The sequence below is a fragment of the Streptomyces sp. NPDC028308 genome (genome assembly GCF_055565855.1).
On the sequence record NZ_JBVHTO010000011.1, the window covers coordinates 260,186 to 282,049 of the forward strand.

Sequence of the window (21,864 nt, forward strand, 5' to 3'; positions counted from 1 at the left end):
CCGCCTGGTCACACCAGGCGGGCCCGGCGACCGCGGCCGGCGGTCGGGGCGACGGGACCTAGCCCAGCGTCTGGGCCGCCGTGGGCGAGGAGTCCTTCAGGAACTGGCTGCAGCGCTCGTACTCCTCCTGCTCGCCGATCGCCTGCGCGGCGCGGGCGAGGGCGTGCAGGGCGCGCAGGAAGCCGCGGTTCGGCTCGTGCTCCCACGGGACCGGGCCGTGGCCCTTCCAGCCGTTGCGGCGCAGGGAGTCCAGGCCGCGGTGGTAGCCCGTACGGGCGTAGGCGTACGACTCGACGACGCTGGCGCGCTCGAAGGCGTCGTCGGCCAGCTGGGCCCAGGCGAGCGAGGAGGTGGGGTACTTCGCGGCGACGTCGGCGGGGGGAGTGCCGTTCGCGAGGAGCTCGCGGGGCTCCGGGTCGTCGGGCAGTTCGGTCGGGGGCGGTCCCCCGAGGAGGTTCTCGTGAAGGCTCATGGGCTCCAGTCTGCGCCATGCGGAGGGGCCGGTGGGCGCCGGGCGCGGCGGGGCCGGAGGGAGCGGTGGGCGCCGCGCGCTGTGGGGCCGGTGGATGGGTCGGGGCCGTGCCGGTACATCCGGCCGTCGGTAGTTGTTGTGGGCGTCCGTCACCAGCGTTCCTCGGTCGGGTACGTCCCCGTCTCGACGGCCATTTGATGTAACGGCACGGCCCCTCCGGTGCGATGGCGGCTTGCGGTATGTGGGGGCCGTGGCGCGGGGGCGCGGGCCCGGTGGCCCTAGCTGCGGGCATGCGTGCCGCTCGGGGCGGCACGGGTGGGCGCAGCGGCACCCCGTAGGCGCCGGGCTCGCCGACCCACCCCACCCAGCCGTGGCACCGGGTGCCGGATCTGCGTGGGGTGACTGGGCCTGCGTGGGCGGTACCCGTGGGCGCCGGTCCACCCCCGTCGGCCGGGGTCAGCGCGGGGGTTCCGGAGGGTCGGGGGACGGGCGGGCCGACTCCAGGGGAGGGGCCGTAAGCCAGCCGTGCGTACGGCACTGCGGGCGCCGGCACTCCGGCCGAGGCCGCCGTACGGTCGTGAACGCCACCACCGCCCCCACGACGAGCACCCCCGCACACCACGGCATCGCCCGCCGGAACGCGGCGTCGAACTGCTCCGCCGACCGGTACGCCTCCGGCCCCATCCCCGCCAGCAACGGCAGCGTCGCCACCGCGACGAGGCCCGCCACCCGGGCCGCCGCGTTGTTGATCCCGCTGGCCAGCCCCGCCCGGCCGGCGTCCAGCGAGGCCAGCACGGTGGCCGTGAGCGGCGCGACCAGGGTCACCATGCCCGCGCCCATGACCAGCACCGCCGGCAGGACGTCCGGCACGTACGAGGTGTCCGGCCCCACCCGCAGCATCAGCAGCATCCCGGCCGCGCACAGCAGCGGCCCCACCGTCAGCGGCAGCCGCGGGCCGATCCGCTGGGCCAGGTCACCGGAACGGGCCGAGAACAGCAGCATCAGCACGGTCGTCGGCAGCAGGGCCGTACCCGCTTCCAGGGCCGAGTAGCCGGCCACCACCTGGAGCTGGAGCGCGGTCAGGAAGAAGAAGCCGCCGAAGGCCGCGTACACGCAGAGGGTCACGAGGTTGACCGCCGTGAACTGCCGGGACGCGAACACCTCCAGCGGCAGCATCGGATCGGGCCGCCGCCGCTCCACCACCACGAACGCCACCCCGGCCGCGAGCCCCGCGACCGCCGTGACCACCACGACGACGGTGCCGTTGCGGGCCTCCGTCAGCGCGTACGTCACCAGGGCCAGCGACACGGCGGCCAGCACCGCGCCGAGCACGTCGAAGTGCCCGTGGGCTCGCCCGTCGGCCGACTCGGGGACGTGCCGTACCGCGACGGGCACGCACAGCAGGGCCAGCGGGACGTTCAGGAGGAAGACCCAGCGCCAGCCCGGCCCGTCCACCAGCCAGCCGCCCAGGAACGGCCCCACGGCCGCCCCGACCCCGCCGAAGCCGGACCAGAGCCCCACCGCCTTCGCCCGGTCGTCCGGATGGAAGGACGCCTGGATCAGCGCGAGCGAACCGGGGGTGAGCAGCGCCCCGCCGACCCCCTGGAGGGCGCGCGCCGCGACGAGGACGCCCGCGCTCGGCGACAGCCCGCAGAGCAGCGAGGCCGCCGCGAACCACACCACCCCGATCACGAAGATCTTCCGCCGCCCGAAGTGGTCGCCCAGGGCACCGCCGAGCAGGATCAGGCCCGCCAGGGTGAGCAGGTACGCGTTGACCGTCCACTGGAGCGCGGCGAGGTCGGCGTCCAGGTCGCGGCCGACGCGGGGCAGGGCGACGTTGACGACGGTCGAGTCCAGCAGGGCCATGCCGGACCCCAGCACCGTGGCCAGCAGGATCCACCTGCCCTGGGGCGAGGCGATCCTGATGGCCGGGGTCTCCTGCGGCGGGGCAGCCATGCAGCCGATCATCCCGCGTCGGGCGCCGTACGGCCAGGCTTGGTGACGGCGAAGGGCCCGCCCCACGGGGGGCGGGCCCTTCGCCGGAGAGGACCGGGACTACTTGATCTTCGTGCCGGTGGAGCGGAGGTTGGCGCACGCCTCGGTGACCCGCTTGGCCATGGAGGCCTCGGCGAGCTTGCCCCAGGTGCGAGGGTCGTAGGTCTTCTTGTTGCCGACCTCGCCGTCGACCTTCAGGACACCGTCGTAGTTGCGGAGCATGTGGTCAGCGACGGGGCGGGTGAACGCGTACTGCGTGTCGGTGTCGAGGTTCATCTTCACGACGCCGTTCTCCAGGGCCGTGGCGATCTCCTCGGCCGAGGAGCCCGAGCCGCCGTGGAAGACGAAGTCGAACGGGGAGGGCTTGCCGTACTTGGCGGCGACGCCCTCGTTCAGCTCCTTGAGGAGCTCCGGACGCAGGACGACGTTGCCCGGCTTGTAGACGCCGTGCACGTTGCCGAAGGAGGCGGCCAGCAGGTAGCGGCCCTTCTCGCCCAGACCCAGGGCCTCGGCCGTACGGATGGCGTCGTCGACCGTCGTGTACAGCGAGTCGTTGATCTCGTGCGTGACGCCGTCCTCCTCGCCGCCGGTCGGGGTGATCTCGACCTCGAGGATGATCTTCGCGGCGCGGGCGCGCTCCAGCAGCTCCTGGCCGATGGCCAGGTTGTCGGCGAGGGTCTCCGCCGAGCCGTCCCACATGTGGGACTGGAACAGCGGGTTGCGGCCGGCCTTGACGCGCTCCTCGGAGACCGCCAGCAGCGGGCGCACGTACCCGTCGAGCTTGTCCTTGGGGCAGTGGTCCGTGTGCAGCGCGACCGTGACCGGGTACTTCTCGGCGACGATGTGGGCGAACTCGGCCAGGGCCACGGCACCGGTGACCATGTCCTTGCTGTACTGGCCGCCCAGGAACTCGGCGCCGCCGGTGGACATTTGGATGATGCCGTCGCTCTCGGCCTCCGCGAAGCCGCGCAGCGCAGCGTGCAGGGTCTGGGTCGAGGTCACGTTGATGGCCGGGTAGGCGAACTTGCCTGCCTTCGCCCGGTCGAGCATCTCGTTGTAGACCTCGGGGGTTGCGATGGGCATCTGTCCGCTCCTTGTATGTGCGGGTGGCGTGGTGCTTACGGCCCTGACCTAGGGGGGCGACGTCATCGTCGGCCCCATCTTTCCAGACTCGGCCCGATGGTCCATCCAGGGCGTCCGGCCTGTGGACAACCGGGCCGGGCCCTGGGCCGTGTCCGCAAAGTCCCGCCTGTTCCGCGACGCCTGGCACGCACTCTCGCCGCACCGGGCGAAGCCCCGAGTACGCCCAGTACGAGGGACTCCGCCCGGCACCCCGAGAGCACGCACCAGACGGCCCCGGAACCCGCCCTCCGGGCGGACGACGGGACTTTGCGGACACGACCTGGTGGACGAGGCTCAGTCGAGGCCCAGCTCGTCCTTGGAGAAGGCGAACAGGTACGGCACCCCGGCACCCTCCCGGATCTTCTCGGCGGCGCCCGTCGCCCGGTCGACGATGGTGGCGACGCCGACGACCTCGGCGCCCGCCTCGCGGACCGCCTCGACGGCGGTGAGCGGGGAGCCGCCGGTGGTGGAGGTGTCCTCGACGACGAGGACCCGGCGACCCTTGATCTCCGGGCCCTCGACCCGGCGCTGGAGCCCGTGCGCCTTGGCGGCCTTGCGCACCACGAAGGCGTCGAGCCGACGCCCGCGCGCGGCGGCGGCATGCAGCATGGACGCGGCGACGGGGTCGGCGCCCATGGTGAGGCCGCCCACCGCGTCGAAGTCGAGCTCCGCGGTGAGGTCCAGGAGCACCTGGCCGACCAGCGGGGCGGCCTCCCCGTCGAGGGTGATGCGGCGCAGGTCGACGTAGTAGTCAGCCTCCAGGCCCGAGGAGAGGGTCACCTTGCCGTGCACCACGGCCTTGTCCTTGATCTGCTGCAGCAGCGCGCCGCGTACGTCACTCATGCCAGCCAGCTTAGAGGCGCCGCCGGGCCCGTCCCGCGCCCGCCTCAGAGGCGTCGCCAGGTCCAGGTGGTGGCGGCTTCCAGGGGTTCGATCGGGGTGACCAGCCTGGGCTGGGAGTTGAGCCCGTCGGGCGGTCCGGTCTGCGGCTCCACGCAGACGGCGGCCTCCTGCTCGTCGTACACGACGACCCACTGCTCGGGGCTGGTGACCTTCAGCTCCAGGTGCCCGGGCCAGGTGACCGTGACGTCGACGCCGTCGGGCATCCCGAAGCAGTCGTCCCAGGGGCCGGGCCCCGGCTCGGTGCGCCGCCCGGTGGGCAGGTGGTCGTCGCCGCGCTCCTCCTGCCAGGCGGGCGCGAAGTCCAGCCGTGCGTCCTCACCCGTGCCGAGGTTCCGGTTGAACCAGGGGTGCCAGCCGATCTGCGCCGGGAAGGAGGACTCGTGCGCCTCCACGGCCATGGCGAGCGTGAGGCTGTCCTCGGTCAGGGTCACGATCTGGGTGACGCGGCCGGGGTGCGGCCAGGGGTCGACGAGGTCGTACGTGATGACGGCCTCGCCGTCGCCGGCCCGCGCGGTGCGCCAGGCGCCGTCCCGGACGGTGCCGTGGATGGCGTGCGGCGGGGAGTTGAGGGGCATCTGCCGCAGGACGCCGCCGTCGCGGAAGCGTCCGTCTCGGATGCGCCCGCACCAGGGCACCATCGGGAAGCAGCCGAACTTGGGTCCCTGCCGCAGCAGTTCGACGCCGCCGATCCGCAGTCCGCCCACCCGTCCGCCGTTTCCCGGCTGTACGGTCACCTCCGCGTCGCCCGCGGTCAGCGTGATGTCTTCGTTACTCACGTGATGACCCTACTGGCCCGGCGGCGTGCCGATCAGCCCGTCCGGCACCGGAGGCGAAGCACGTACGCCGCCGAGGGGGCCCGCCTCGCCGGGACACCTCAGCGGTGTCTGCATAGGGCCCGGCTGACGACGATGGCTGATCAGCGGCGTCTGCGCAGGGCCCGGCTGACGACGATGGCCGAGGCCAGCGCGAAGGCCGCGGCGGGCGCCGCCCAGCGCAGGGTGGCACCGGCCGCCCCGGACTCGGGCGCGGGCACCGGCGCGTACCGTCCGCGCGGCGGCGCGTGGTCGACCTCCTCCGCGCTCCGCCCGATCATCGTCCGGCGAGCGTGCGCCGCCTCGGCGGGCGGTGCGTCCGGTCCGTCGAGGCCCTCGGCCACGAACTCCCGCTCCGCCTGCTCCGCGTCGAGTTCCTCCTCGGCGAGGGGGTCGAGGGCGGGCGGCGGCACGTCGGTCTCGAAGACGGAGGGCGGGACGGGCCCCGCCGAGTCGCCGGTTTCGTCGGCCCCGTCGGTCCCGTCGTCCTCGGCGGGCGCGGCAGGCGTCGGCGCGACGGGCGAGGCGTCCTCGCGGGGTGCCGCTCCGGGCCCGGTCCCGGCGGACCCGCCGTCCGCCGTCGCGGAGGAGCCGTCGCCCGCGGACGCCGGTTCACCGGCGCCCTCGGCGGGCTCCGTGGCCCGCGCGGTTCCCGCTCCCAGGTTCTCCGCGAACCGGTCCAGCAGCCGCGCGGCCACCGAGGCCACCGCGTCGGCGGGGAGTTCCTCGACCCGCCCGTCCGCCGTGGCGCCGCCGCCGAAGGCGACCGTGGTCCCGCCGTCCGTGGCGGTGAGCCGCAGGGTGAGGGCGAGCTTGACGGAGCCGCTGCCGCGGGACTCGGTCGCGTCGCCCTCGACGGCGTAGGAACCGTCGTCCCGGGCGGCGACCCGCAGCGCTCCGCGGTACGTGATGCTGTGGCTCCCGACGCGTACCTTCAGCCGCCCGGAGACGGGCGCGGTCCCCGCGTCCTGATGGAGCCCCGGGACCGCCCGAGCGACCCGCGCGGGGTCGGCGAGCGCCTCCCTCAGCCGCTCGGCCGGAACCGGAACGAACACCTCATGGTCCATGTCAGCCGAGCCTACCCAGCATGGCTCGAAGCGCACCCCTGCGTCACGGGATTCTCCCGGTATCCGTGCGCCCGGGGACTCAGTCGGCGTACCGCGGGTGGATCAGCGTGGAGGGCGGCAGGCCGGTGACGCGGGTGGCGGCCGCGGCGCGCGCGTCGGCGGCGAGCGCCGCGCCGGTGAGGCCGTGCGACGGGGGCTCGCGCGGGTCCGCGCGCAGCGGCGGGCGGCTGCGGGCGGCGAGGACGAAGCCCCAGTCGCGCGGGGCGAGGGAGGCGCCGGTCGTACGGTCGGGGCCGGCCGCGAACCCAAAGTCGCGCCCGCCGGCGCAGTACGGCGCGGTGCGCAGCCCGGCGGACCGCACCGTGGCGTCGACGGTCCAGAAGATCCGGGGCCGGGAGAGGACGGGTCCCGCGTGCACGGCGAGCCGGCCGCCGGGGGCCAGGGCGTGCCGGGCGAGGCCGTAGAACTCCTGCGAGTAGAGCTTGGTGCTCGGGGTGATGCCCGGGTCCGGGAGGTCCGAGATCACCACGTCGTACGTGCCCCGGGCGCGGCGCAGCCAGTCGAAGGCGTCGCCGACGGTGACGTGGACGCGCGGGTCGTCGAAGGCGTGCCCGTTGAGCGCGGACAGGGCGGGGTCGTGGCGGGCCAGGCGCACGACTCCGGCGTCCAGCTCGACCACGTCGACGCGGCGCACCCCGGAGTGGCGCAGCACCTCGCGGGTGGCGAGCCCGTCGCCGCCGCCGAGAACAAGAACGCGCGCCCGCGGTCCGTTCAGCGCGGGGTGGACGAGCGCCTCGTGGTAGAGGTGCTCGTCGCGTCCGCTGACCCGCAGGCGTCCGTCGAGGAACAGGTCGAGGGGACGGCCGTGGGTGCCGCCGGTGAGGACGACCTCCTGGACGCCGGTCTGCAGGGCGACGCGCACGTCGCTGCCGTACACGGCCTGGCGCGCGGCCCGTTCGAAGTCGTCGACGAGGAGGGCGGCCGTGGCGAGCAGGCCGAGGACGACGACGTTGGCGGTGACCAGCAGCCATCGCGCGCGCCGGGTGAGGTCCTGCCGGAACAGGCCGAGGACGAGCGTCCCGCCGGCGACCACGTTGACCGCGCCGGTGAGCAGGGCGCCGGTGAGCTGGCCGAGCAGCGGCAGCAGCAGGAAGGGGAAGGCCAGGCCGCCGACGAGCGCGCCGACGTAGTCCGCGGCGAACAGGTCCGCGACGGCGCCGCCCGCGTCCTGGCGCCGGATGCGCTGGATCAGCTCCATGAGGAGGGGGACCTCGGCGCCGATGAGGAGGCCGATGGCCAGGGAGAACGCCACCAGGAGGCAGCGCGATCCGCTCGCCCAGGCGCCGCCCCAGTCCCCGGTCCAGGCGAACATCGCGTACAGGGCCATCGCGCTGCATCCCCCGACCAGGGCGAGGGCGGCCTCGACGGCGCCGAAGCCGGCCGCGGCGCGGCAGCGCAGCCGTTTGGCGGCGAGGGAGCCGATGCCCATCGCGAAGACCATCACGGAGAGCACGACGGAGGCCTGGGTGACGGAGTCGCCGATCAGGTACGAGGCGAGGGCGACGAGTTCGAGTTCGTACACGAGTCCGCAGGCGGCGCAGACGAAGACGCAGGCGAGGACGAAGAACCGTCCGGTGCCGGGCCGCACGGGCAGCCGCGCCGGGCCCCGCTCGCCCCCCGGCGGCGGCGCGCCGGGCGTCGGGGCTCCCCGTGATCGCGTGAAGCCGCGTGTGGGGGAGGGCGCGTGCGGATCGATCACGCTGCGAACGCTACGTCACGGCGGCGGCACGCCTCGTCACCCACACGTGTGGAACGTGGCCGTCTGTGCGAGACCGCCCGCCGGGGCCGGGGCCCGCGACGGCCGTGCCCCGCGGGGCCGGAGGGAAATGGGGGTCCGGCCGGTCAGACGGCGGACGGACTGAGGGACGGGACTCGTACACCCACTCTCGTCCGGGTGGCGACGAGTTGACCGTCCTGCGGGTAGGCGTGCCAGGTGCGCCAGTGCACCTGGCCCTCGTGGCGCTGGGCGAGCATGGCGGTGAAGGCGTGCGGGCTGCCGGGGAAGACGCCCGCGAGGCCGTGGGGGTGGTCGGCCACGAGGGCCAGCAACTCCTGGGCGCGCCCGGCGAAGGAGCCGTGCGACAGCGTCTCGACGCGGGCCGCGAACTCGTACTCCCAGTCGCCGATGCGCTTGGCGACGCCGAGCGGCAGCGGGGTGCTGCTGCCGGCGATGCACGCGACGGTCTCCGAACAACTGCCCCTGTCCTCCTCCAGAATCACCTGGTGGGAGGCTCCGAGCAGCCGCAACTGGAGTTTCGCGCCAGCCAGTTCGAGGTCGAGCGTGGCGAGCGCCGGCAGCGGCTCGCGGCCCAGGGTCCAGGCGAGGTCGGCCGCACGCGTGTCGGTGTACGAGGTGTTCAGGGTCGTGAGCATGGGTCGGCTCCGCTATTACGCAAAGGGAGGTGGGGGGCCCGGCGCACCCCGTCGGTACCGGGGGATCGGCCAGGTCAGTCCGGTCAGGAGGGACAAATCCGAGGGCCGCGTTGGTGATTTAGAGGGAATCATGAACTGTGGCGGCACCACTGCGTTTTTACCCAACTTCGTAGGGTTTCCATCCCCCCGAGGGCTCCACAGCTCAACTGTTCAACCACGGCGTGCGCCCGGAGCGCGGGCGCGCCCCCCGGACGCCGCCGTTCCGCACGGCCGCGGAACCGGGACCCGCCGTCGCCGCCGAAGTCACGGGAACGGGCCCGCCGGAACGCCGGAGTGCCCGTCGGGGGCACTCCCCCGACGGGCACTCCGGTGCGCGGACGCGCTTCCCCCGAAGGGAGCTCAGCTGCCCCGTGTCAGCTGCCTCCTCCGCATCCGCCTCCGCCGCCGCACGACGACCCGCCTCCGCAGGACGAGCCGCTGCTGCACGACGAGCCTCCGCCGCAGGAGTGGCCGTGGTGGCCACCGCCGGACGATCCGCACGACTGGGCCGCGCCGCCACCGCCCGCCCACCAGCTCCCGTTCCCGCCCGTGCGGCGCGAGCGCGAGGTGCGGCCCTTCGACAGGCGCGCGGCCTTCCCCCGGCCCCGTCCGGCGGCCTTGAACACCGCGACCAGCGCGACCAGACCGACAGCCAGGATGATGCCTGCGAACATGGCGCCACCCTCCTTCCACTTCCCCCGAAGCGACCCCCCGTGGGCCCCTTGTCCGTTGATGCGTACCGTGCGCCCCCCGTGCTTCCCCGGGGCGTTCTCCGGTGGTACTTCCCGGTGCTGCTTCCTGCGTGGCAGGGGGATGCCCTCACGCCACGCCCGCCAAAGCAGAGTTGAGGAACTCCAGAGCTTCGGCGCAGGATGGCCGGCATGACCTCCAGCGCACGCCCTCTTCTGAACCGCCGGCTCGCCGAGTTCGGTACGACGATCTTCGCGGAGATGTCGGCCCTCGCCCTGAGCACCGGCGCGATCAACCTCGGCCAGGGTTTCCCCGACACCGACGGCCCGCGCGAGATCCGGGAGGCCGCCGTGCGGGCGCTGCGCGAGGGGCACGGGAACCAGTACCCGCCGGGCCCCGGCGTGCCCGAGCTGCGGACGGCGGTCACCGAGCACCAGCGGCGCCGCTACGGGCTGACGTACGACCCGGACACCGAGGTGCTGGTCACCGCCGGCGCGACCGAGGCGATCGCCGCGACCCTGCTGGCGCTGCTGGAGCCGGGCGACGAGGTGGTCGCGTTCGAGCCGTACTACGACTCTTACGCCGCCTGCATCGCGATGGCGGGCGGCACCCGGGTGCCGGTGACGCTGCGCCCGCACGAGGGGGCGTTCCGGCTCGACCTCGACGAACTGCGGGACGCGGTCACCGACAGCACCCGGCTGCTGCTGATCAACACACCGCACAATCCGACCGGCACGGTGCTCAGCCGCGAGGAGCTCACGGAGATCGCGCGGCTGGCCGTGGAGCGGGACCTGCTCGTGGTCACGGACGAGGTGTACGAGCACCTCGTCTTCGACGGGGCCGAGCATCTGCCGCTGGCGTCGTTCCCGGGGATGCGCGAGCGGACGGTCAGCATCAGCAGCGCGGGCAAGACGTTCTCGTTCACCGGCTGGAAGGTCGGCTGGATCACGGCGGCGCCCGGCCTGGTCACGGCGGTGCGCTCGGCCAAGCAGTACCTGACGTACGTGGCCTCGGGGCCGTTCCAGTACGCCGTCGCCGAGGCGCTCGCCCTGCCGGACGCGTACTTCGACGCCTTCCGCGCGGACATGCTGGCCAAGCGGGACCTGCTGGCCGCTGGGCTGGAGGAGGCGGGCTTCGGGGTCTTCAGGCCCGCGGGCACGTACTTCGTCACCACCGACATCCGCCCGCTCGGCGAGTCGGACGGCTTCGCCTTCTGCCGCGCCCTGCCGGAACGCGCCGGCGTCGTCGCCATCCCGAACGCGGTCTTCTACGACCACCGCGAGGAGGGCGCCCCCTTCGTCCGCTTCGCGTTCTGCAAGCGCACCGAGGTGCTGACAGACGCCGCGGAACGGCTCCGCAAGGCGTTCGCGGGCTGATCGGCGCCTTGCGCGGCCGGTCGACGCGTCCCCCGCGCCTGCCACGCCTCGCCCGCCCTTCGCGCCGGAGGCCGTCCTTTCGGCGCTTGCCGCACCGACAGGGACGGACGTACAATTTTCTGTACGTTGAAGGGAGGGCCGACTGTGAAGACCATGACGTATTCCGAGTCGCGCGCACGGTACGCCGAGGTGCTCAACTCCGTCACAGACGACCGCGAAGAGGTCGTCATCACCCGGGCCGGACATGAGCCGGTCGTCATCGTCTCCCTTGAGGACTACGAGTCCCTGAAGGAGACGGCGTACCTGCTGCGCAGTCCGGCCAACGCCCGGCGCCTGCTCGCGTCCATCGACGAGCTGGAAAACGGCGGTGGCGTCGTGCGCGGGCTGGCGACCGACGAGTAAGGCCGCGAGTTGAAGATCACCTTCTCCTCCCGTGCCTGGGAGGACTATCTGTGGTGGCAGCTTCAGGACCGGAAGACCCTCAAGCGCATCAACACGCTCATCACGGACATCACCCGGAACGGCAATGAAGGCATCGGCAAACCGGAACCCCTCAAGCACGGATTTCAGGGCTACTGGTCGCGCCGCATCAACGACGAGCACCGACTGATCTACAAGGCCACCGGGGACGGCGTCCTGATCGCACAGTGCCGCTACCACTACGAAAGCTGACGGGACTCGAGGGTCGGGCACAGCACCTTCTCGCAACCGGCCCGCGCCGCCGGCCCGGTGACAGCGCCCTCGGATCGTGCAGGACAACCGAGGAGGGCGCCCCCTTCGTCCGCTTCGCGTTCTGCAAGCGCGCCGAGGTGCTCCAGGACGCCGTCAAGCGGTGCAGGCCGCGTTCCGCAGCGCCTGACGGTGGCGGAAGGCGCGTTTCTAGCACCGTGGCGGCCCGTGTCGCGGGTGGCGCGCCGGACCGGCGCGATCCGTACCCGCACGGCGCTGTAATGCTCGCAAATGCCCCGTAAGGGACGCACAGTGCGGGTGTGACCCACGCGAGTACCATTCCCGCCCCCGCCAGGCAGTCCGGCGCCGGGGACCGTGGCCGTCCGGTTCCCGCTCGCCGTCGGCCGCCCACCACGGCGGCCACCGCGCTCGGACTGTTCGCCGCCGCCCGCCTCACGGGCCTCCTCGTGGTCGCCGTGGCCGCCTGGGCGCAGGGAAGACATCCGCTGGCCCTGCTCGGCCGTTCGTGGGACTCGGCCTGGTACCTGGGCATCGCGGCGCACGGGTACGGCCGCACCCTGCAGGCCGGACCGGAGGTCGTCCGCAGCGACCTGGCGTTCTTCCCGCTGTACCCGGCGCTGATCCGCTGCGTGACCGCCCTGACCCCGCTGAGCGGGGGCGCCGCGGCCCTGCTGGTCGCCTGGGCCGCCGCCGCGGCCGCCGCGTACGGGATCTACCTCGTCGGGGCGCGGCTGCGCGGTCGCGCCGTCGCCACCGTGCTCGTGCTGCTCTGGGGGCTGCTGCCGCACTCGGTGGTGCTGTCGATGGCGTACACGGAACCGGTGCTGACGGCCTTCGCCGCCTGGTCGCTGTACGCGGTGCTGACCGGGCGCTGGCTGTGGGCGGGGACGCTCGCGGCGCTGGCGGGGCTGGCCCGGCCCAACGGGGTCGCCGTGGCCGCGGCGGTCCTCGCGGCGGCGGCGCACGAGTTGTGGAGGGCGCGCGGCCGGAAAGTTACCCACAGGCTGTGGACGGGCGCGGCGCTCGCACCGCTGGGCTGGGGCGGCTACGTCCTGTGGGTGGGCCTGCGCGAGGGTGACCCGCTCGGCGGCTATTTCGCGGTGCAGCGCCTGTGGGGGTCCCGTTTCGACTTCGGCCGCGGCTCCCTGGGCTTCGTGAAGCACCTGCTGCTGCACGGCGACCGCTTCGTCTTCCCGATGACCATGGTGATCGTCGCGGCGGCCGTGCTGCTGTTCGCGCTGCTCGCCCTGGACCGCACCCCGCTGCCGCTGCTCGTGCACAGCGGCGTACTGCTGCTGATCGCGCTGGGCGGCTCGGGCTTCTTCGAGTGCAAGCCGCGCTTCCTGCTGCCCGCGTTCCCGCTGCTGCTGCCGCTGGCGGGCGCGCTGGTGCGGACGGCAAGAGCCCGGCCGTGGCACGCGGCACTGGTGGCCGGTGCCCTCGCCGGGCTCTCCTTCGCCTACGGGGCGTATCTGGTGGTGGTCGCCCATACGCCCCTGTGAGTGCGGGCCGGGACTACTCCTCGTCGTCCCCGGGCTTGTCCGCCTCGTTGACTTCCTGCTCCAGGCCGAGCTGCTCGACGAGCCACTTGTCGAACTCGATGGCGGCCCGCACCCAGCTGACCGTCGACGAGACGAAGTGCTCCAGGCTGACGCCGGTGCCGATCAGCATCTGCGCCTCGCCGATGAGCCGGACGGTGCCGTCGTCGTGCGTGTGGCTGTAGACCTTCGGCCACAGGGTGCGACGGTTCCAGTCGTCGATGGACTCCAGCAGCGCGGGCTTCTCGTCGATCTGGTGCGGCCGGTCGTAGAACGTCCGGACCGAGAAGACCTGCTGGTCACCCTCACCGCGGAACATGAAGTACGTACGGAACTGCTCCCACGGCGCGACGAGGTCTCCCTCTTCGTCGACGAGGTGCTTGAGCTCCATCTGGTCGAGGAGCTGCTTCACGAGGTCCTGATCCGGGACGACGGGGCCCGCCGGTCCGCCGGGCTGCGGCTCGGGCTGGCCCCCGAAGTTCGGAATCGAGGACGGGTCGATGCTCACCGTGTATTTCCCTTCGTACGGATTACGCCATCCTCCCCCATGCGGGGCGGGGAGTGGCAACCCCTGGCGGGCCTGTCCGCCGGGGGCTGACACGATCTGGCCGATCTCCGCCGACGGGCGGGCCGGGCGCGCCTCGCCGTGGCCGGGCGGCTACGGCGTGCGCACGAGGTCCCGGGAGGGAACCCCCGCTGCGGGGCTCCCCCGCCGGGTACCCCGACGGCCGCCGGGGACTACAAGGTCTTGCCGGCCGGGCGGTCAGTCGCCGGGCCCACGATGAGGCCGTCGCCGAAGGCGTCGACGCGGACCGTGTCGCCGTCCTTGACCTCGCCCGCGAGGATCTCCTTGGCGAGCCGGTCGCCGATCGCCGTCTGGATGAGGCGGCGCAGCGGCCGGGCACCGTAGGCCGGGTCGTTGCCCTCGTCGGCGAGCCAGGCCAGGGCCGCGTCGGTGACCTCCAGGGCGAGCCTGCGGTCGGCCAGACGCCGGGCGAGCCGGTCGATCTGGAGCCGGGCGATGCGCTCCAGCTCCGCCTTGGTTAGCGCCGAGAAGACGACCAGGTCGTCGAGCCGGTTCAGGAACTCCGGCTTGAAGGAGGCCCGTACGACCTCCAGGACCTGCTCCTTCTTCTCCTCCTCGGTGCTGAGCGGGTCGACCAGGAACTGGCTGCCCAGGTTCGAGGTGAGCACCAGGATGGTGTTGCGGAAGTCGACGGTGCGCCCCTGACCGTCCGTCAGCCGGCCGTCGTCCAGCACCTGGAGCAGCACGTCGAAGACCTCGGGGTGCGCCTTCTCGACCTCGTCGAGCAGGACCACGCTGTACGGGCGCCGGCGCACGGCCTCCGTCAGCTGGCCGCCCTCCTCGTACCCGACGTAGCCGGGCGGGGCGCCGACGAGGCGGGCGACGCTGTGCTTCTCGCCGTACTCGCTCATGTCGATGCGGACCATGGCCCGCTCGTCGTCGAAGAGGAAGTCGGCGAGCGCCTTGGCGAGTTCGGTCTTGCCGACGCCGGTCGGGCCGAGGAAGAGGAAGGAGCCGGTGGGCCGGTCGGGGTCGGCGATCCCGGCGCGGGTGCGCCGCACGGCGTCGGACACCGAGCGGACGGCCTCGGTCTGCCCGATGAGGCGGCGGCCCAGCTCGTCCTCCATGCGCAGGAGTTTCTGCGTCTCGCCCTCCAGGAGGCGGCCCGCGGGGATGCCGGTCCAGGCGCCGACGACGTCGGCGATGTCGTCCGCGCCGACCTCCTCCTTGACCATGGTGTCGGTTCCGGCGGCCTCCTCCTCTTCCTCGGAGGCGGCCTCCAGGTCCCGCTCCAGGGTCGGGATCTCGCCGTAGAGCAGCTTGGAGGCGGTGTCGAAGTCGCCGTCGCGCTGGGCCCGTTCGGCCTGGCCGCGCAGTTCGTCGAGCTTCTCCTTCAGCTCACCTACGCGGTTGAGGGACTGCTTCTCCTTCTCCCAGCGGGCGGTGAGGCCGCGCAGTTCCTCCTCGCGGTCGGCGAGGTCGCGGCGCAGCTTCTCCAAGCGCTCCCGGCTCGCGGCGTCGGTCTCCTTGCCGATCGCCAGCTCCTCCATCTTCAACCGGTCGACGGAGCGCTGGAGTTCGTCGATCTCGACCGGGGAGGAGTCGATCTCCATGCGCAGCCGGGACGCGGCCTCGTCGACGAGGTCGATGGCCTTGTCGGGCAGGAAGCGGGAGGTGATGTAGCGGTCGGACAGGGCCGCGGCGGCCACCAGGGCGCTGTCCGCGATCTGCACCTTGTGGTGCGCCTCGTAGCGGCCCTTGAGGCCGCGCAGGATCGCGATGGTGTCCTCGACGGTCGGCTCGGCGACCAGGACCTGCTGGAAGCGACGCTCCAGGGCGGGGTCCTTCTCGATCCGCTCGCGGTACTCGTCGAGGGTCGTCGCGCCGACCATCCGCAGCTCGCCGCGGGCCAGCATGGGCTTCAGCATGTTGCCCGCGTCCATGGCGGAGTCGCCGCCGGCGCCCGCGCCCACGACGGTGTGCAGCTCGTCGATGAAGGTGATGATCTGGCCGTCGGAGTCCTTGATCTCGGCCAGGACGGTCTTGAGGCGCTCCTCGAACTCGCCGCGGTACTTCGCGCCGGCGACCATGGCGCCGAGGTCGAGCGCGACGAGCCGCTTGTTCTTGAGGGACTCGGGCACGTCGCCCTTGACGATCCGCTGGGCGAGGCCCTCCACGACGGCGGTCTTGCCCACGCCGGGCTCGCCGATGAGGACGGGGTTGTTCTTGGTGCGCCGGGACAGCACTTGGACGACCCGGCGGATCTCCTGATCCCGTCCGATGACGGGGTCGAGCTTGCCCTCCCGCGCTGCGGCGGTGAAGTCGGTACCGAACTTTTCGAGTGCCTTGTACTGGCCCTCGGGATCCGCGGTCGTCACCCGGCGCCCTCCCCTGGTCTTCTGGAACGCGTCCAGCAGCTTCTTCGCACTGGCCCCCTGTGAGGACAGTACGTCCGCGGTGCGGCCGCCCTTCGCGGCGATGCCGATGAGCAGGTGCTCGGTGGACAGGAACTCGTCACCGAGTTCCTTGGCCCGCTCGGTGGCGTCGGCGATGACGGCGAGCAGGTCGCGGCTGGGCTGCGGGGGCCCGACGGTGGAGCCGGTCACGCTGGGCAGTGCGCCCAGCACCTGCTCGGCACCGGTGCGCACGGCCGCCTGGTCGGCCTCGACGGCGGCGAGCAGGTCGGTGATGTTCTCGTTGTCCTGCCCCGCCAGCAGAGCGAGCAGCAGGTGGGCGGGGGTGAGGTCCGGGTGCCCCTCGGACACGGCCCGACTGCTGGCCGCATTGATCGCGTCCCGGCTCCTGTTGGTCAGCTCGGCGTCCACGGTCGCTGTCTCCTCCTTGCGTCAGTCGTCCTCAGCCTGACTCCAGCAACGTACACAAAGTTGAGTCTATTCCACTCAAGGAGTGCCGCGGGACGAGAAACGGTTAAGTTCCCGCCATGGCCGCATACCCCGTGGATCCGCGCGATCCCGACGCCGCGTACCTCAGCTTCTGGCGCGAGCACCACCTGTGCACCCTGACCACCCCGCGCCCCGACGGTTCCCCGCACGTGGTGCCCGTCGGCGTGACGTACGCGCCGGAGGAGGGGCTGGCCCGGGTGATCACCAACGGGTCCAGCACGAAGGTGGCCAACATCCTGGCGGCGGGGCCCGGCGGGGCCCGGGTCGCGGTGTGCCAGGTGGACCGGCGGCGGTGGGCGACGCTCGAAGGGATCGCGGTCGTGCGCCGGGAGCCGGAGCAGGTCGCCGAGGCGGAGCGGCGCTACGCGGAGCGGTACGGCCGGGTGCCCTCGCCGAATCCGGCCCGGGTGGTCATCGAGATCGGACTGACCTCGGCGATGGGTCGCGGCTGACCGCGGGCCGGGCACGCGGAGTCGCCAGAGTCGCCCGGCCGCTCCGAGACCGGGGCGTACCGGGATCTTTCGCCCGAAACGACAGCGGCGTCACCGTGTTCAGGTCACGGTGACGCCGCTGCGGGGGGAAGCACCTGCGCGATCTACAACGACGGGGGAATCGCGTCAGGCACTGCGGGGGGTGGCTGAGATGGTCCGTACGTCCGGGGCTTCCGGCTCGACCAGCTGATGGTCACGCTGGTCCAGGTTCACGAAGATCATGCCGTACCGGATCGCGCACCGTACCGGCTGTGGCGCCCCCCGAGGCCGCCGCAGACACCGGTACGCCCGGACGTCCTCGTCGTCGTCCCGGGTGACGACGACCGGCTCTCCGAAGACCGTCACCATCAACGAGTCACCACTGTGGGGGATGGCGGTGACCAGGTCGATGAAGTGCCAGCCGGACCGGTAGGCGGTCGCCATCTCCCGGCGGAAGGAGCGGTCGTCGGGCGGGATGGTCATGCGGCCACGCCCTTGGGCGAACCGATGCTCCACGAGAGGTCCCCCTGCACGCTGCTCCAGGAGAGATCCGGCGGGGCGATGCTCCAGGAGAGGTCGCCGGGCACGGCTTCGGTCGTGCTGGACACCTGTGCATCGGCAGGCTCACTGCTCCAGGAAAGGTCCAGGGCGCTCGCGGCACTGAAGACCATCCCAGCGGAGAAGGCGACAGCGAGCACCGAGCGAACCATTCTCTTGCACATAGTCGGCTTCGTCCTCACTTCCTTGGATACTCTCCCCCGCCGTCCTCCAAGACGATGGCTCATTCAGTCAGGCAAACACCACAGGGTCGATGCATCATGTTCCTGCACGTTCAGGACCCTGGGGGGTGGAGCTTTGCCTACAAAGAACTCACATCGGACACATCCTCATGCCGAGACTGAACTGTGCGACGAAGGCAAGCGTCTTTACGCCTCCGCGCTGCGCTCCGGGCGCATCGCCCGCAAGGAGGTGGAACCCGCTCCCTGCCTGATGGAGTTCGCGCTGCTGCACCCCGACCCGGACGACCCCCTGTGGCTCCGTCCGGTGCCGCCGGCGGCCGCCCTCGCGCAGCGCCTGCACCCGATAGAGCGGGAGATCCAGGAGCGTAGAAGCCTGGCTGTGGAGTTGACCGACTCCTTCGAGCCATTCATGGCCATCACCGCCCAGGATCCGCCGACCACGCACGCCATCACCGTGCTGGAAGGCATCAACCGGATCAACTCGGCGATCGAGCTGGCGATGACGGAGTGCCACTCCGAGATCCTCACCGTCCAGCCGGGCGGCGGACGCAGCGAACACTCTCTCATCGAGGCCCTGGAGCGCGGGCGGGCGGTCATCGCCCGCGGCATCACCATGCGCACGCTCTACCAGCACACCGCAAGGCACAGCCAGGGCACGCTGGCCTACGCGGAGCACATGACCAAGGGCAACGTCGAGATCCGGACCCTCGAAGAGCTCATCGAGCGGTTGATGATCTTCGACCGCACGGTCGCCTTCATCCCGGCGCGCGGCGACGGCCAGATGGCCCTCGAACTGCGCCACCCCGGCCTCGTGGAGTACCTGGCGAAGGTCTTCGAGCAGCTCTGGGCCCGGGCGGTCCCGCTCCTCGAGGAGGCCCCCTACGCGCCCCCCACGGACGGCATCACCGGCGTCCAGCGCTCCATCGCCAAACTGCTCGTGGAGGGCCACGTCGACGAGGCGATCGCCCGGCGCCTGGGCATGAACGTCCGCACCTGCCGCGCCCACATCGCCAAGCTCGCCGCCGCGCTCGGCAGCGGCAGCCGCGCCCAACTCGGCTTCCTGATAGCCCAGTCCGGCATCCTCGACCCCGAACGCTGACGGCGCGGACCCGGCCCGCCGGCCACACGCGCCGGCGACGCCCCGGTGCCGTACCGCCGTCCGCCCGCGGGCGCTCTCAGCGGGCCGTGGGCGCGTCCCGGCCCGGGACGCTGACCGGCAGCAGTTCGGCGGCGTCCGAGGCCCTGGGGGGCCCGTCCAGGCCCGCCTGGGCGATCCGCACGCCCAGCTGCGTACGACTGGCGGCTCCGAGCGTCTCGGAGAGCCGGGCGATGTGCGCGCGGCAGGTGCGCACGCTGATGCCGAGACGCTCGGCGACCACGGCGTCCTGGTGGCCCTCCGCGAGCAGCGCCGCGATCGACCGCTCCCGGTGCGTGATCCCCTCGATGCCCGTCGAGGGCAGCGGCGCGGCGAGCGGGATGCCCAGCCGCCAGAGCCGCTCGAAGACCGTGACCAGGTAGTCCACCAGCGCCGGGTGGCGCAGCTCCAGGGCGATCGTGCGGTCCGCGTTGGCGGGGATGAACGCCACCTTGCGGTCGAAGACGATCAGCCGCTCCACGACCTCGTCGAGCGTGCGGGCCTCGGCGGCCTCCCCCATCAGCTCCATGTACGTGTGCAGGCCCTGGCCGTGCCGCGCCACATGGGTGTACAGGTCGCGCATCCGCACCCCGCGCCGGCGCAGCCCCAGCGCCCGGTGCAGCCCCTCCGACAGCTCGTCCTCACGGCGGATACCGCCCGGCTGCACCGTCAGCACCTCGGTACGGCACGCCTCGGTCGCCTCGTCCATCGCGGCCCGGATCCGGGGCAGTCCGTCGAGCACGCGGATCGCGGCGCCCTCGGCCGGCGCCCGGACGCGTCCGCCGAGCCCCGCGTACCACTCGAAGGCGGCCACCGCGTCGCCCACCCGCGACTGGCTGGCGGTGACCTCCTCGTAGACGCCGCGCAGCAGCCGCGTCATGACCTCCTGCGGGGAGGTCGGCACGAGCCAGCCCATGTCGTCGGGATCCGGGTGCAGCAGCGCCAGTTCGAGCAGGCAGGGCACCGCGTCGGCGTCCGAGCGCAGCACGCGGCCACGCCGTACGGCACGGGAATACACGCGGTCCCCGGCCTCGCACAGCCGGTCAGCACCGTGCGGATGCGTGTCCGTCCCGTGCCCCGCCATCTCCCACCCCTGGCTCCAAACTCCTGGCTCCAGCGTCTTGCGCGATGCAACGCCTCGGCGTCTTCCGCAGCGACACTATGCGCGGCCCGGTCCGCCATCGCAACACGCCTCTTTCCCGCGCCTGCCCCCGATCGCCCCGACAAGCCGGGACATGTCCCCACCTCCGCAACGGCCGCTTGCAACAAGCTGACGGTGCGGGGGTCGTACGCAACCGCGGCCACAAGTTCCGTCACCGGCACGGCGGAAGAGAGGTTTATGTCCCTGTGTATGGGGATTTCGCGGGTGCGCCGGAAGGGGCAGGAGGGGATACGGAGGTGGCCCGCGGCTGGCCGAAATGCTGCTGCCGGAGCGGTCGTCGGGCCGGGGCACGGGCACGGATCGCCGGCACGGGCACGGGCACGGGTCGCCGGGTGACGCGGCGGCACACGTCGGCCGCGGCGGAACGCGGGACCGCCCGCGCGCGGTGTTCCGCGGGCGGGCGGTGTCGGCGGGCGGGCGACCCCGGCGGGCGCCCGCGGAAAGCTAGTTCAGGCCGATCGCCGAGCAGTCCGCCTTGAACTTCGAGGTGCAGATCTGCTTCACCGTGTAGAAGCCCTCCTGCACGACGGTCTCCTCGATGTTCTTCTTGGTCAGCGCGACCACGGGGACCAGCTGCGCGGGGATGTTCTTCTTGGTGGGGCTGTCGACCTTGTCGCGGGTGAGGGCGTCGAACTCGATCGAGCGGCCCTGGACCTTCGCCACCGCCATCTGCGCGGCGGCGTTGGCCTCCTGCGCGTAGGACTTGTAGACGCTCATGAACTGGTCGCCCGACACGATGCGCTGCACGGCGTCCAGTTCGGCGTCCTGGCCGGTGACCGGCGGGAGCTTGGTGGCGCCGGTCTCCTTGAGGGCCGAGATGATCGCGCCCGCCATGCCGTCGTTGGCGGAGTAGACGCCGGCGATGTTGTCCAGGCCGACGGCCGTGATGGCCTGCTCCATGTTGGCCTTGGCGTTCTCCGGCTTCCAGTCCTTGGTGTCGAAGCGCTTGGCGATGATCACCTTGCCCTCCAGCTCGGAGAGGGCGCCGGCCTTGAACTGCGCGGCGTTCGGGTCGGTGACCGAGCCGTTCATCATGACGATCTTGCGGCTCTCCGCGCCGGGACCGAGCGCCTCCACGAGAGCCCTGCCCTGCACCTGGCCGACGAGTTCGTTGTCGAAGGAGATGTACGCGTCGATCGGCCCCTGCGCCAGGCGGTCGTACGCGATGACGGGGATGCCCGCCTCCTTGGCCTTGCGCACGGAGCCCGCGATGGCCTTGGCGTCGACCGCGTCGAGCAGGACGACGTCCACCTTGTCGGCCACCATCTGGTTGAGCTGCGCGCTCTGCCGCGCCGCGTCCTGCTCGGCGTTGGCGTACTCGACGCGGCCCTTGTCGTTGGTGAGTTCGGCCACCTTCTTCTCGATGATGGGGTAGTCGAACTTCTCGTACCGGGAGTTCTCCTTCTCCGGAAGGAGGAGGCCGACCGTGATGTCGTCGCCCTTCTTGGGGCTCGCGGAACTGCCGTCGTCGCCGATGCCGTCGACCACGCCGCAGGCGGCGAGCGGGACGGCCATGGCAAATGCGCCCAAGGCTATGGCAGTACGACGCATACGGAAACGGGTGTTCACTTCATGTGCCTTCCGGACGAGGGCGCAGCTTTGCGACCAGGTGGCTGAAAGCCAACGCGTCGATCACCGCAGCGTCAAGGAGTAACCACTTAACGAGATGGCAACGGACTTCCGTGTTCGGCTTGTGAAGGTACCAACTCGCCGGACGTGCGGGAACGTTGCACCCTCTCCACCTCGTGGAATGTTCGTGCGACCGCACGGACCGAACCGGCCGTCACGGAC

Annotated in this window: 21 protein-coding genes; 6 read left to right on the plus strand and 15 right to left on the minus strand. The window is 72.3% G+C overall.

Annotated elements, in window-relative coordinates; translation table 11 throughout:
• Positions 1–58 precede the first annotated feature (58 nt).
• The 9 genes from ACZ4VA_RS26190 to ACZ4VA_RS26230 form a co-directional block, all read right to left on the minus strand.
• Positions 59–472, minus strand: a complete 414-nt coding sequence (locus ACZ4VA_RS26190; protein ID WP_355793884.1) for a DUF3151 domain-containing protein — start codon at positions 470–472, stop codon at positions 59–61.
• 456 nt (positions 473–928) lie between these two features.
• Complete coding sequence (locus tag ACZ4VA_RS26195; RefSeq protein WP_355790999.1) at positions 929–2,428, minus strand: MFS transporter; 1,500 nt, start codon at positions 2,426–2,428, stop codon at positions 929–931.
• A 99-nt stretch (positions 2,429–2,527) separates the two neighbouring features.
• Entirely contained in the window at positions 2,528–3,550 is a 1,023-nt protein-coding gene (fbaA, locus tag ACZ4VA_RS26200; protein WP_355790996.1) for a class II fructose-bisphosphate aldolase, read from the minus strand.
• A 333-nt stretch (positions 3,551–3,883) separates the two neighbouring features.
• Positions 3,884–4,432, minus strand: coding sequence for an orotate phosphoribosyltransferase (gene pyrE / locus ACZ4VA_RS26205; RefSeq protein WP_355790993.1), 549 nt, complete (start codon positions 4,430–4,432; stop codon positions 3,884–3,886).
• A 44-nt stretch (positions 4,433–4,476) separates the two neighbouring features.
• The gene (locus ACZ4VA_RS26210) at positions 4,477–5,268 is read right to left on the minus strand and encodes an aldose epimerase family protein (protein ID WP_356163783.1); all 792 of its coding nucleotides are present in this window, start codon (positions 5,266–5,268) and stop codon (positions 4,477–4,479) included.
• Positions 5,269–5,408: 140 nt separating this feature from the next.
• A complete protein-coding gene (locus ACZ4VA_RS26215) occupies positions 5,409–6,371 on the minus strand; it encodes an SRPBCC domain-containing protein (protein ID WP_468082646.1) in 963 nt (320 codons plus the stop codon).
• Positions 6,372–6,450: 79 nt separating this feature from the next.
• Positions 6,451–8,130, minus strand: coding sequence for a polyamine aminopropyltransferase (locus ACZ4VA_RS26220; protein WP_468082648.1), 1,680 nt, complete (start codon positions 8,128–8,130; stop codon positions 6,451–6,453).
• 143 nt (positions 8,131–8,273) lie between these two features.
• The gene (locus ACZ4VA_RS26225) at positions 8,274–8,804 is read right to left on the minus strand and encodes a DUF2617 family protein (RefSeq protein ID WP_356163781.1); all 531 of its coding nucleotides are present in this window, start codon (positions 8,802–8,804) and stop codon (positions 8,274–8,276) included.
• Between the two features lie 413 nt (positions 8,805–9,217).
• Positions 9,218–9,517, minus strand: a complete 300-nt coding sequence (locus tag ACZ4VA_RS26230; protein WP_389390089.1) for a hypothetical protein — start codon at positions 9,515–9,517, stop codon at positions 9,218–9,220.
• A 198-nt stretch (positions 9,518–9,715) separates the two neighbouring features.
• On the opposite strand from ACZ4VA_RS26230, the gene ACZ4VA_RS26235 reads away from it, so the two are divergent.
• The 4 genes from ACZ4VA_RS26235 to ACZ4VA_RS26250 all read left to right on the plus strand — a co-directional run bounded on the left by ACZ4VA_RS26235 (position 9,716) and on the right by ACZ4VA_RS26250 (position 13,101).
• On the plus strand, positions 9,716–10,909 hold the full coding sequence (locus tag ACZ4VA_RS26235; protein WP_468082650.1) for a pyridoxal phosphate-dependent aminotransferase: 1,194 nt from the start codon (positions 9,716–9,718) through the stop codon (positions 10,907–10,909).
• A 144-nt stretch (positions 10,910–11,053) separates the two neighbouring features.
• A complete protein-coding gene (locus ACZ4VA_RS26240; RefSeq protein WP_355794378.1) occupies positions 11,054–11,311 on the plus strand; it encodes a type II toxin-antitoxin system Phd/YefM family antitoxin in 258 nt (85 codons plus the stop codon).
• A gap of 9 nt (positions 11,312–11,320) precedes the next feature.
• Positions 11,321–11,581 carry a Txe/YoeB family addiction module toxin gene (locus tag ACZ4VA_RS26245; protein ID WP_356163778.1) on the plus strand — a complete coding sequence of 87 codons (261 nt, stop codon included), beginning with the start codon at positions 11,321–11,323 and terminating at the stop codon, positions 11,579–11,581.
• A 317-nt stretch (positions 11,582–11,898) separates the two neighbouring features.
• Entirely contained in the window at positions 11,899–13,101 is a 1,203-nt protein-coding gene (locus ACZ4VA_RS26250) for a hypothetical protein (protein ID WP_468082653.1), read from the plus strand.
• Positions 13,102–13,114: 13 nt separating this feature from the next.
• Here ACZ4VA_RS26250 and ACZ4VA_RS26255 read toward each other — a convergent pair whose 3' ends face one another.
• Together ACZ4VA_RS26255 and clpB are read right to left on the minus strand one after the other, a co-directional pair.
• Complete coding sequence (locus tag ACZ4VA_RS26255) at positions 13,115–13,645, minus strand: YbjN domain-containing protein (protein WP_355789325.1); 531 nt, start codon at positions 13,643–13,645, stop codon at positions 13,115–13,117.
• Between the two features lie 230 nt (positions 13,646–13,875).
• Positions 13,876–16,488: an ATP-dependent chaperone ClpB gene (gene clpB, locus ACZ4VA_RS26260; protein ID WP_355789322.1), complete on the minus strand. Its 2,613-nt coding sequence runs from the start codon at positions 16,486–16,488 to the stop codon at positions 13,876–13,878.
• Between the two features lie 116 nt (positions 16,489–16,604).
• On the opposite strand from clpB, the gene ACZ4VA_RS26265 reads away from it, so the two are divergent.
• Positions 16,605–17,018, plus strand: a complete 414-nt coding sequence (locus ACZ4VA_RS26265) for a pyridoxamine 5'-phosphate oxidase family protein (RefSeq protein WP_468082655.1) — start codon at positions 16,605–16,607, stop codon at positions 17,016–17,018.
• 165 nt (positions 17,019–17,183) lie between these two features.
• Here ACZ4VA_RS26265 and ACZ4VA_RS26270 read toward each other — a convergent pair whose 3' ends face one another.
• Both ACZ4VA_RS26270 and ACZ4VA_RS26275 read right to left on the minus strand, forming a co-directional pair.
• On the minus strand, positions 17,184–17,519 hold the full coding sequence (locus tag ACZ4VA_RS26270; protein WP_121405144.1) for a hypothetical protein: 336 nt from the start codon (positions 17,517–17,519) through the stop codon (positions 17,184–17,186).
• Complete coding sequence (locus ACZ4VA_RS26275) at positions 17,516–17,644, minus strand: hypothetical protein (RefSeq protein WP_355794964.1); 129 nt, start codon at positions 17,642–17,644, stop codon at positions 17,516–17,518. The genes ACZ4VA_RS26270 and ACZ4VA_RS26275 overlap by 4 nt, the downstream gene beginning before the upstream one ends.
• Positions 17,645–18,005: 361 nt before the next feature.
• Here ACZ4VA_RS26275 and ACZ4VA_RS26280 point away from each other — a divergent pair, with 361 nt between their 5' ends.
• Complete coding sequence (locus tag ACZ4VA_RS26280; RefSeq protein ID WP_388904814.1) at positions 18,006–18,875, plus strand: helix-turn-helix transcriptional regulator; 870 nt, start codon at positions 18,006–18,008, stop codon at positions 18,873–18,875.
• Positions 18,876–18,951: 76 nt separating this feature from the next.
• Here the strand turns inward: ACZ4VA_RS26280 and ACZ4VA_RS26285 are convergent, their stop codons facing one another.
• On the minus strand, positions 18,952–19,995 hold the full coding sequence (locus ACZ4VA_RS26285; protein ID WP_356163775.1) for a helix-turn-helix transcriptional regulator: 1,044 nt from the start codon (positions 19,993–19,995) through the stop codon (positions 18,952–18,954).
• A 522-nt stretch (positions 19,996–20,517) separates the two neighbouring features.
• Positions 20,518–21,624: a sugar ABC transporter substrate-binding protein gene (locus tag ACZ4VA_RS26290; protein WP_356163862.1), complete on the minus strand. Its 1,107-nt coding sequence runs from the start codon at positions 21,622–21,624 to the stop codon at positions 20,518–20,520.
• Between the last annotated feature and the right edge of the window lie 240 nt (positions 21,625–21,864).

What these genes read in the sequence shown, in the direction of transcription:
- ACZ4VA_RS26225 (WP_356163781.1), bottom strand. Translation starts at nt 8,804, where the DNA reads ATGCTCACGACCCTGAACACCTCGTACACCGACACGCGTGCGGCCGAC.
- ACZ4VA_RS26195 (WP_355790999.1), bottom strand. Translation starts at nt 2,428, where the DNA reads ATGGCTGCCCCGCCGCAGGAGACCCCGGCCATCAGGATCGCCTCGCCC.
- ACZ4VA_RS26190 (WP_355793884.1), bottom strand. Translation starts at nt 472, where the DNA reads ATGAGCCTTCACGAGAACCTCCTCGGGGGACCGCCCCCGACCGAACTG.
- ACZ4VA_RS26290 (WP_356163862.1), bottom strand. Translation starts at nt 21,624, where the DNA reads ATGCGTCGTACTGCCATAGCCTTGGGCGCATTTGCCATGGCCGTCCCG.
- ACZ4VA_RS26215 (WP_468082646.1), bottom strand. Translation starts at nt 6,371, where the DNA reads ATGGACCATGAGGTGTTCGTTCCGGTTCCGGCCGAGCGGCTGAGGGAG.
- ACZ4VA_RS26235 (WP_468082650.1), top strand. Translation starts at nt 9,716, where the DNA reads ATGGCCGGCATGACCTCCAGCGCACGCCCTCTTCTGAACCGCCGGCTC.
- pyrE (WP_355790993.1), bottom strand. Translation starts at nt 4,432, where the DNA reads ATGAGTGACGTACGCGGCGCGCTGCTGCAGCAGATCAAGGACAAGGCC.
- ACZ4VA_RS26270 (WP_121405144.1), bottom strand. Translation starts at nt 17,519, where the DNA reads ATGACCATCCCGCCCGACGACCGCTCCTTCCGCCGGGAGATGGCGACC.
- ACZ4VA_RS26285 (WP_356163775.1), bottom strand. Translation starts at nt 19,995, where the DNA reads ATGGCGGGGCACGGGACGGACACGCATCCGCACGGTGCTGACCGGCTG.
- ACZ4VA_RS26230 (WP_389390089.1), bottom strand. Translation starts at nt 9,517, where the DNA reads ATGTTCGCAGGCATCATCCTGGCTGTCGGTCTGGTCGCGCTGGTCGCG.
- ACZ4VA_RS26265 (WP_468082655.1), top strand. Translation starts at nt 16,605, where the DNA reads ATGGCCGCATACCCCGTGGATCCGCGCGATCCCGACGCCGCGTACCTC.
- fbaA (WP_355790996.1), bottom strand. Translation starts at nt 3,550, where the DNA reads ATGCCCATCGCAACCCCCGAGGTCTACAACGAGATGCTCGACCGGGCG.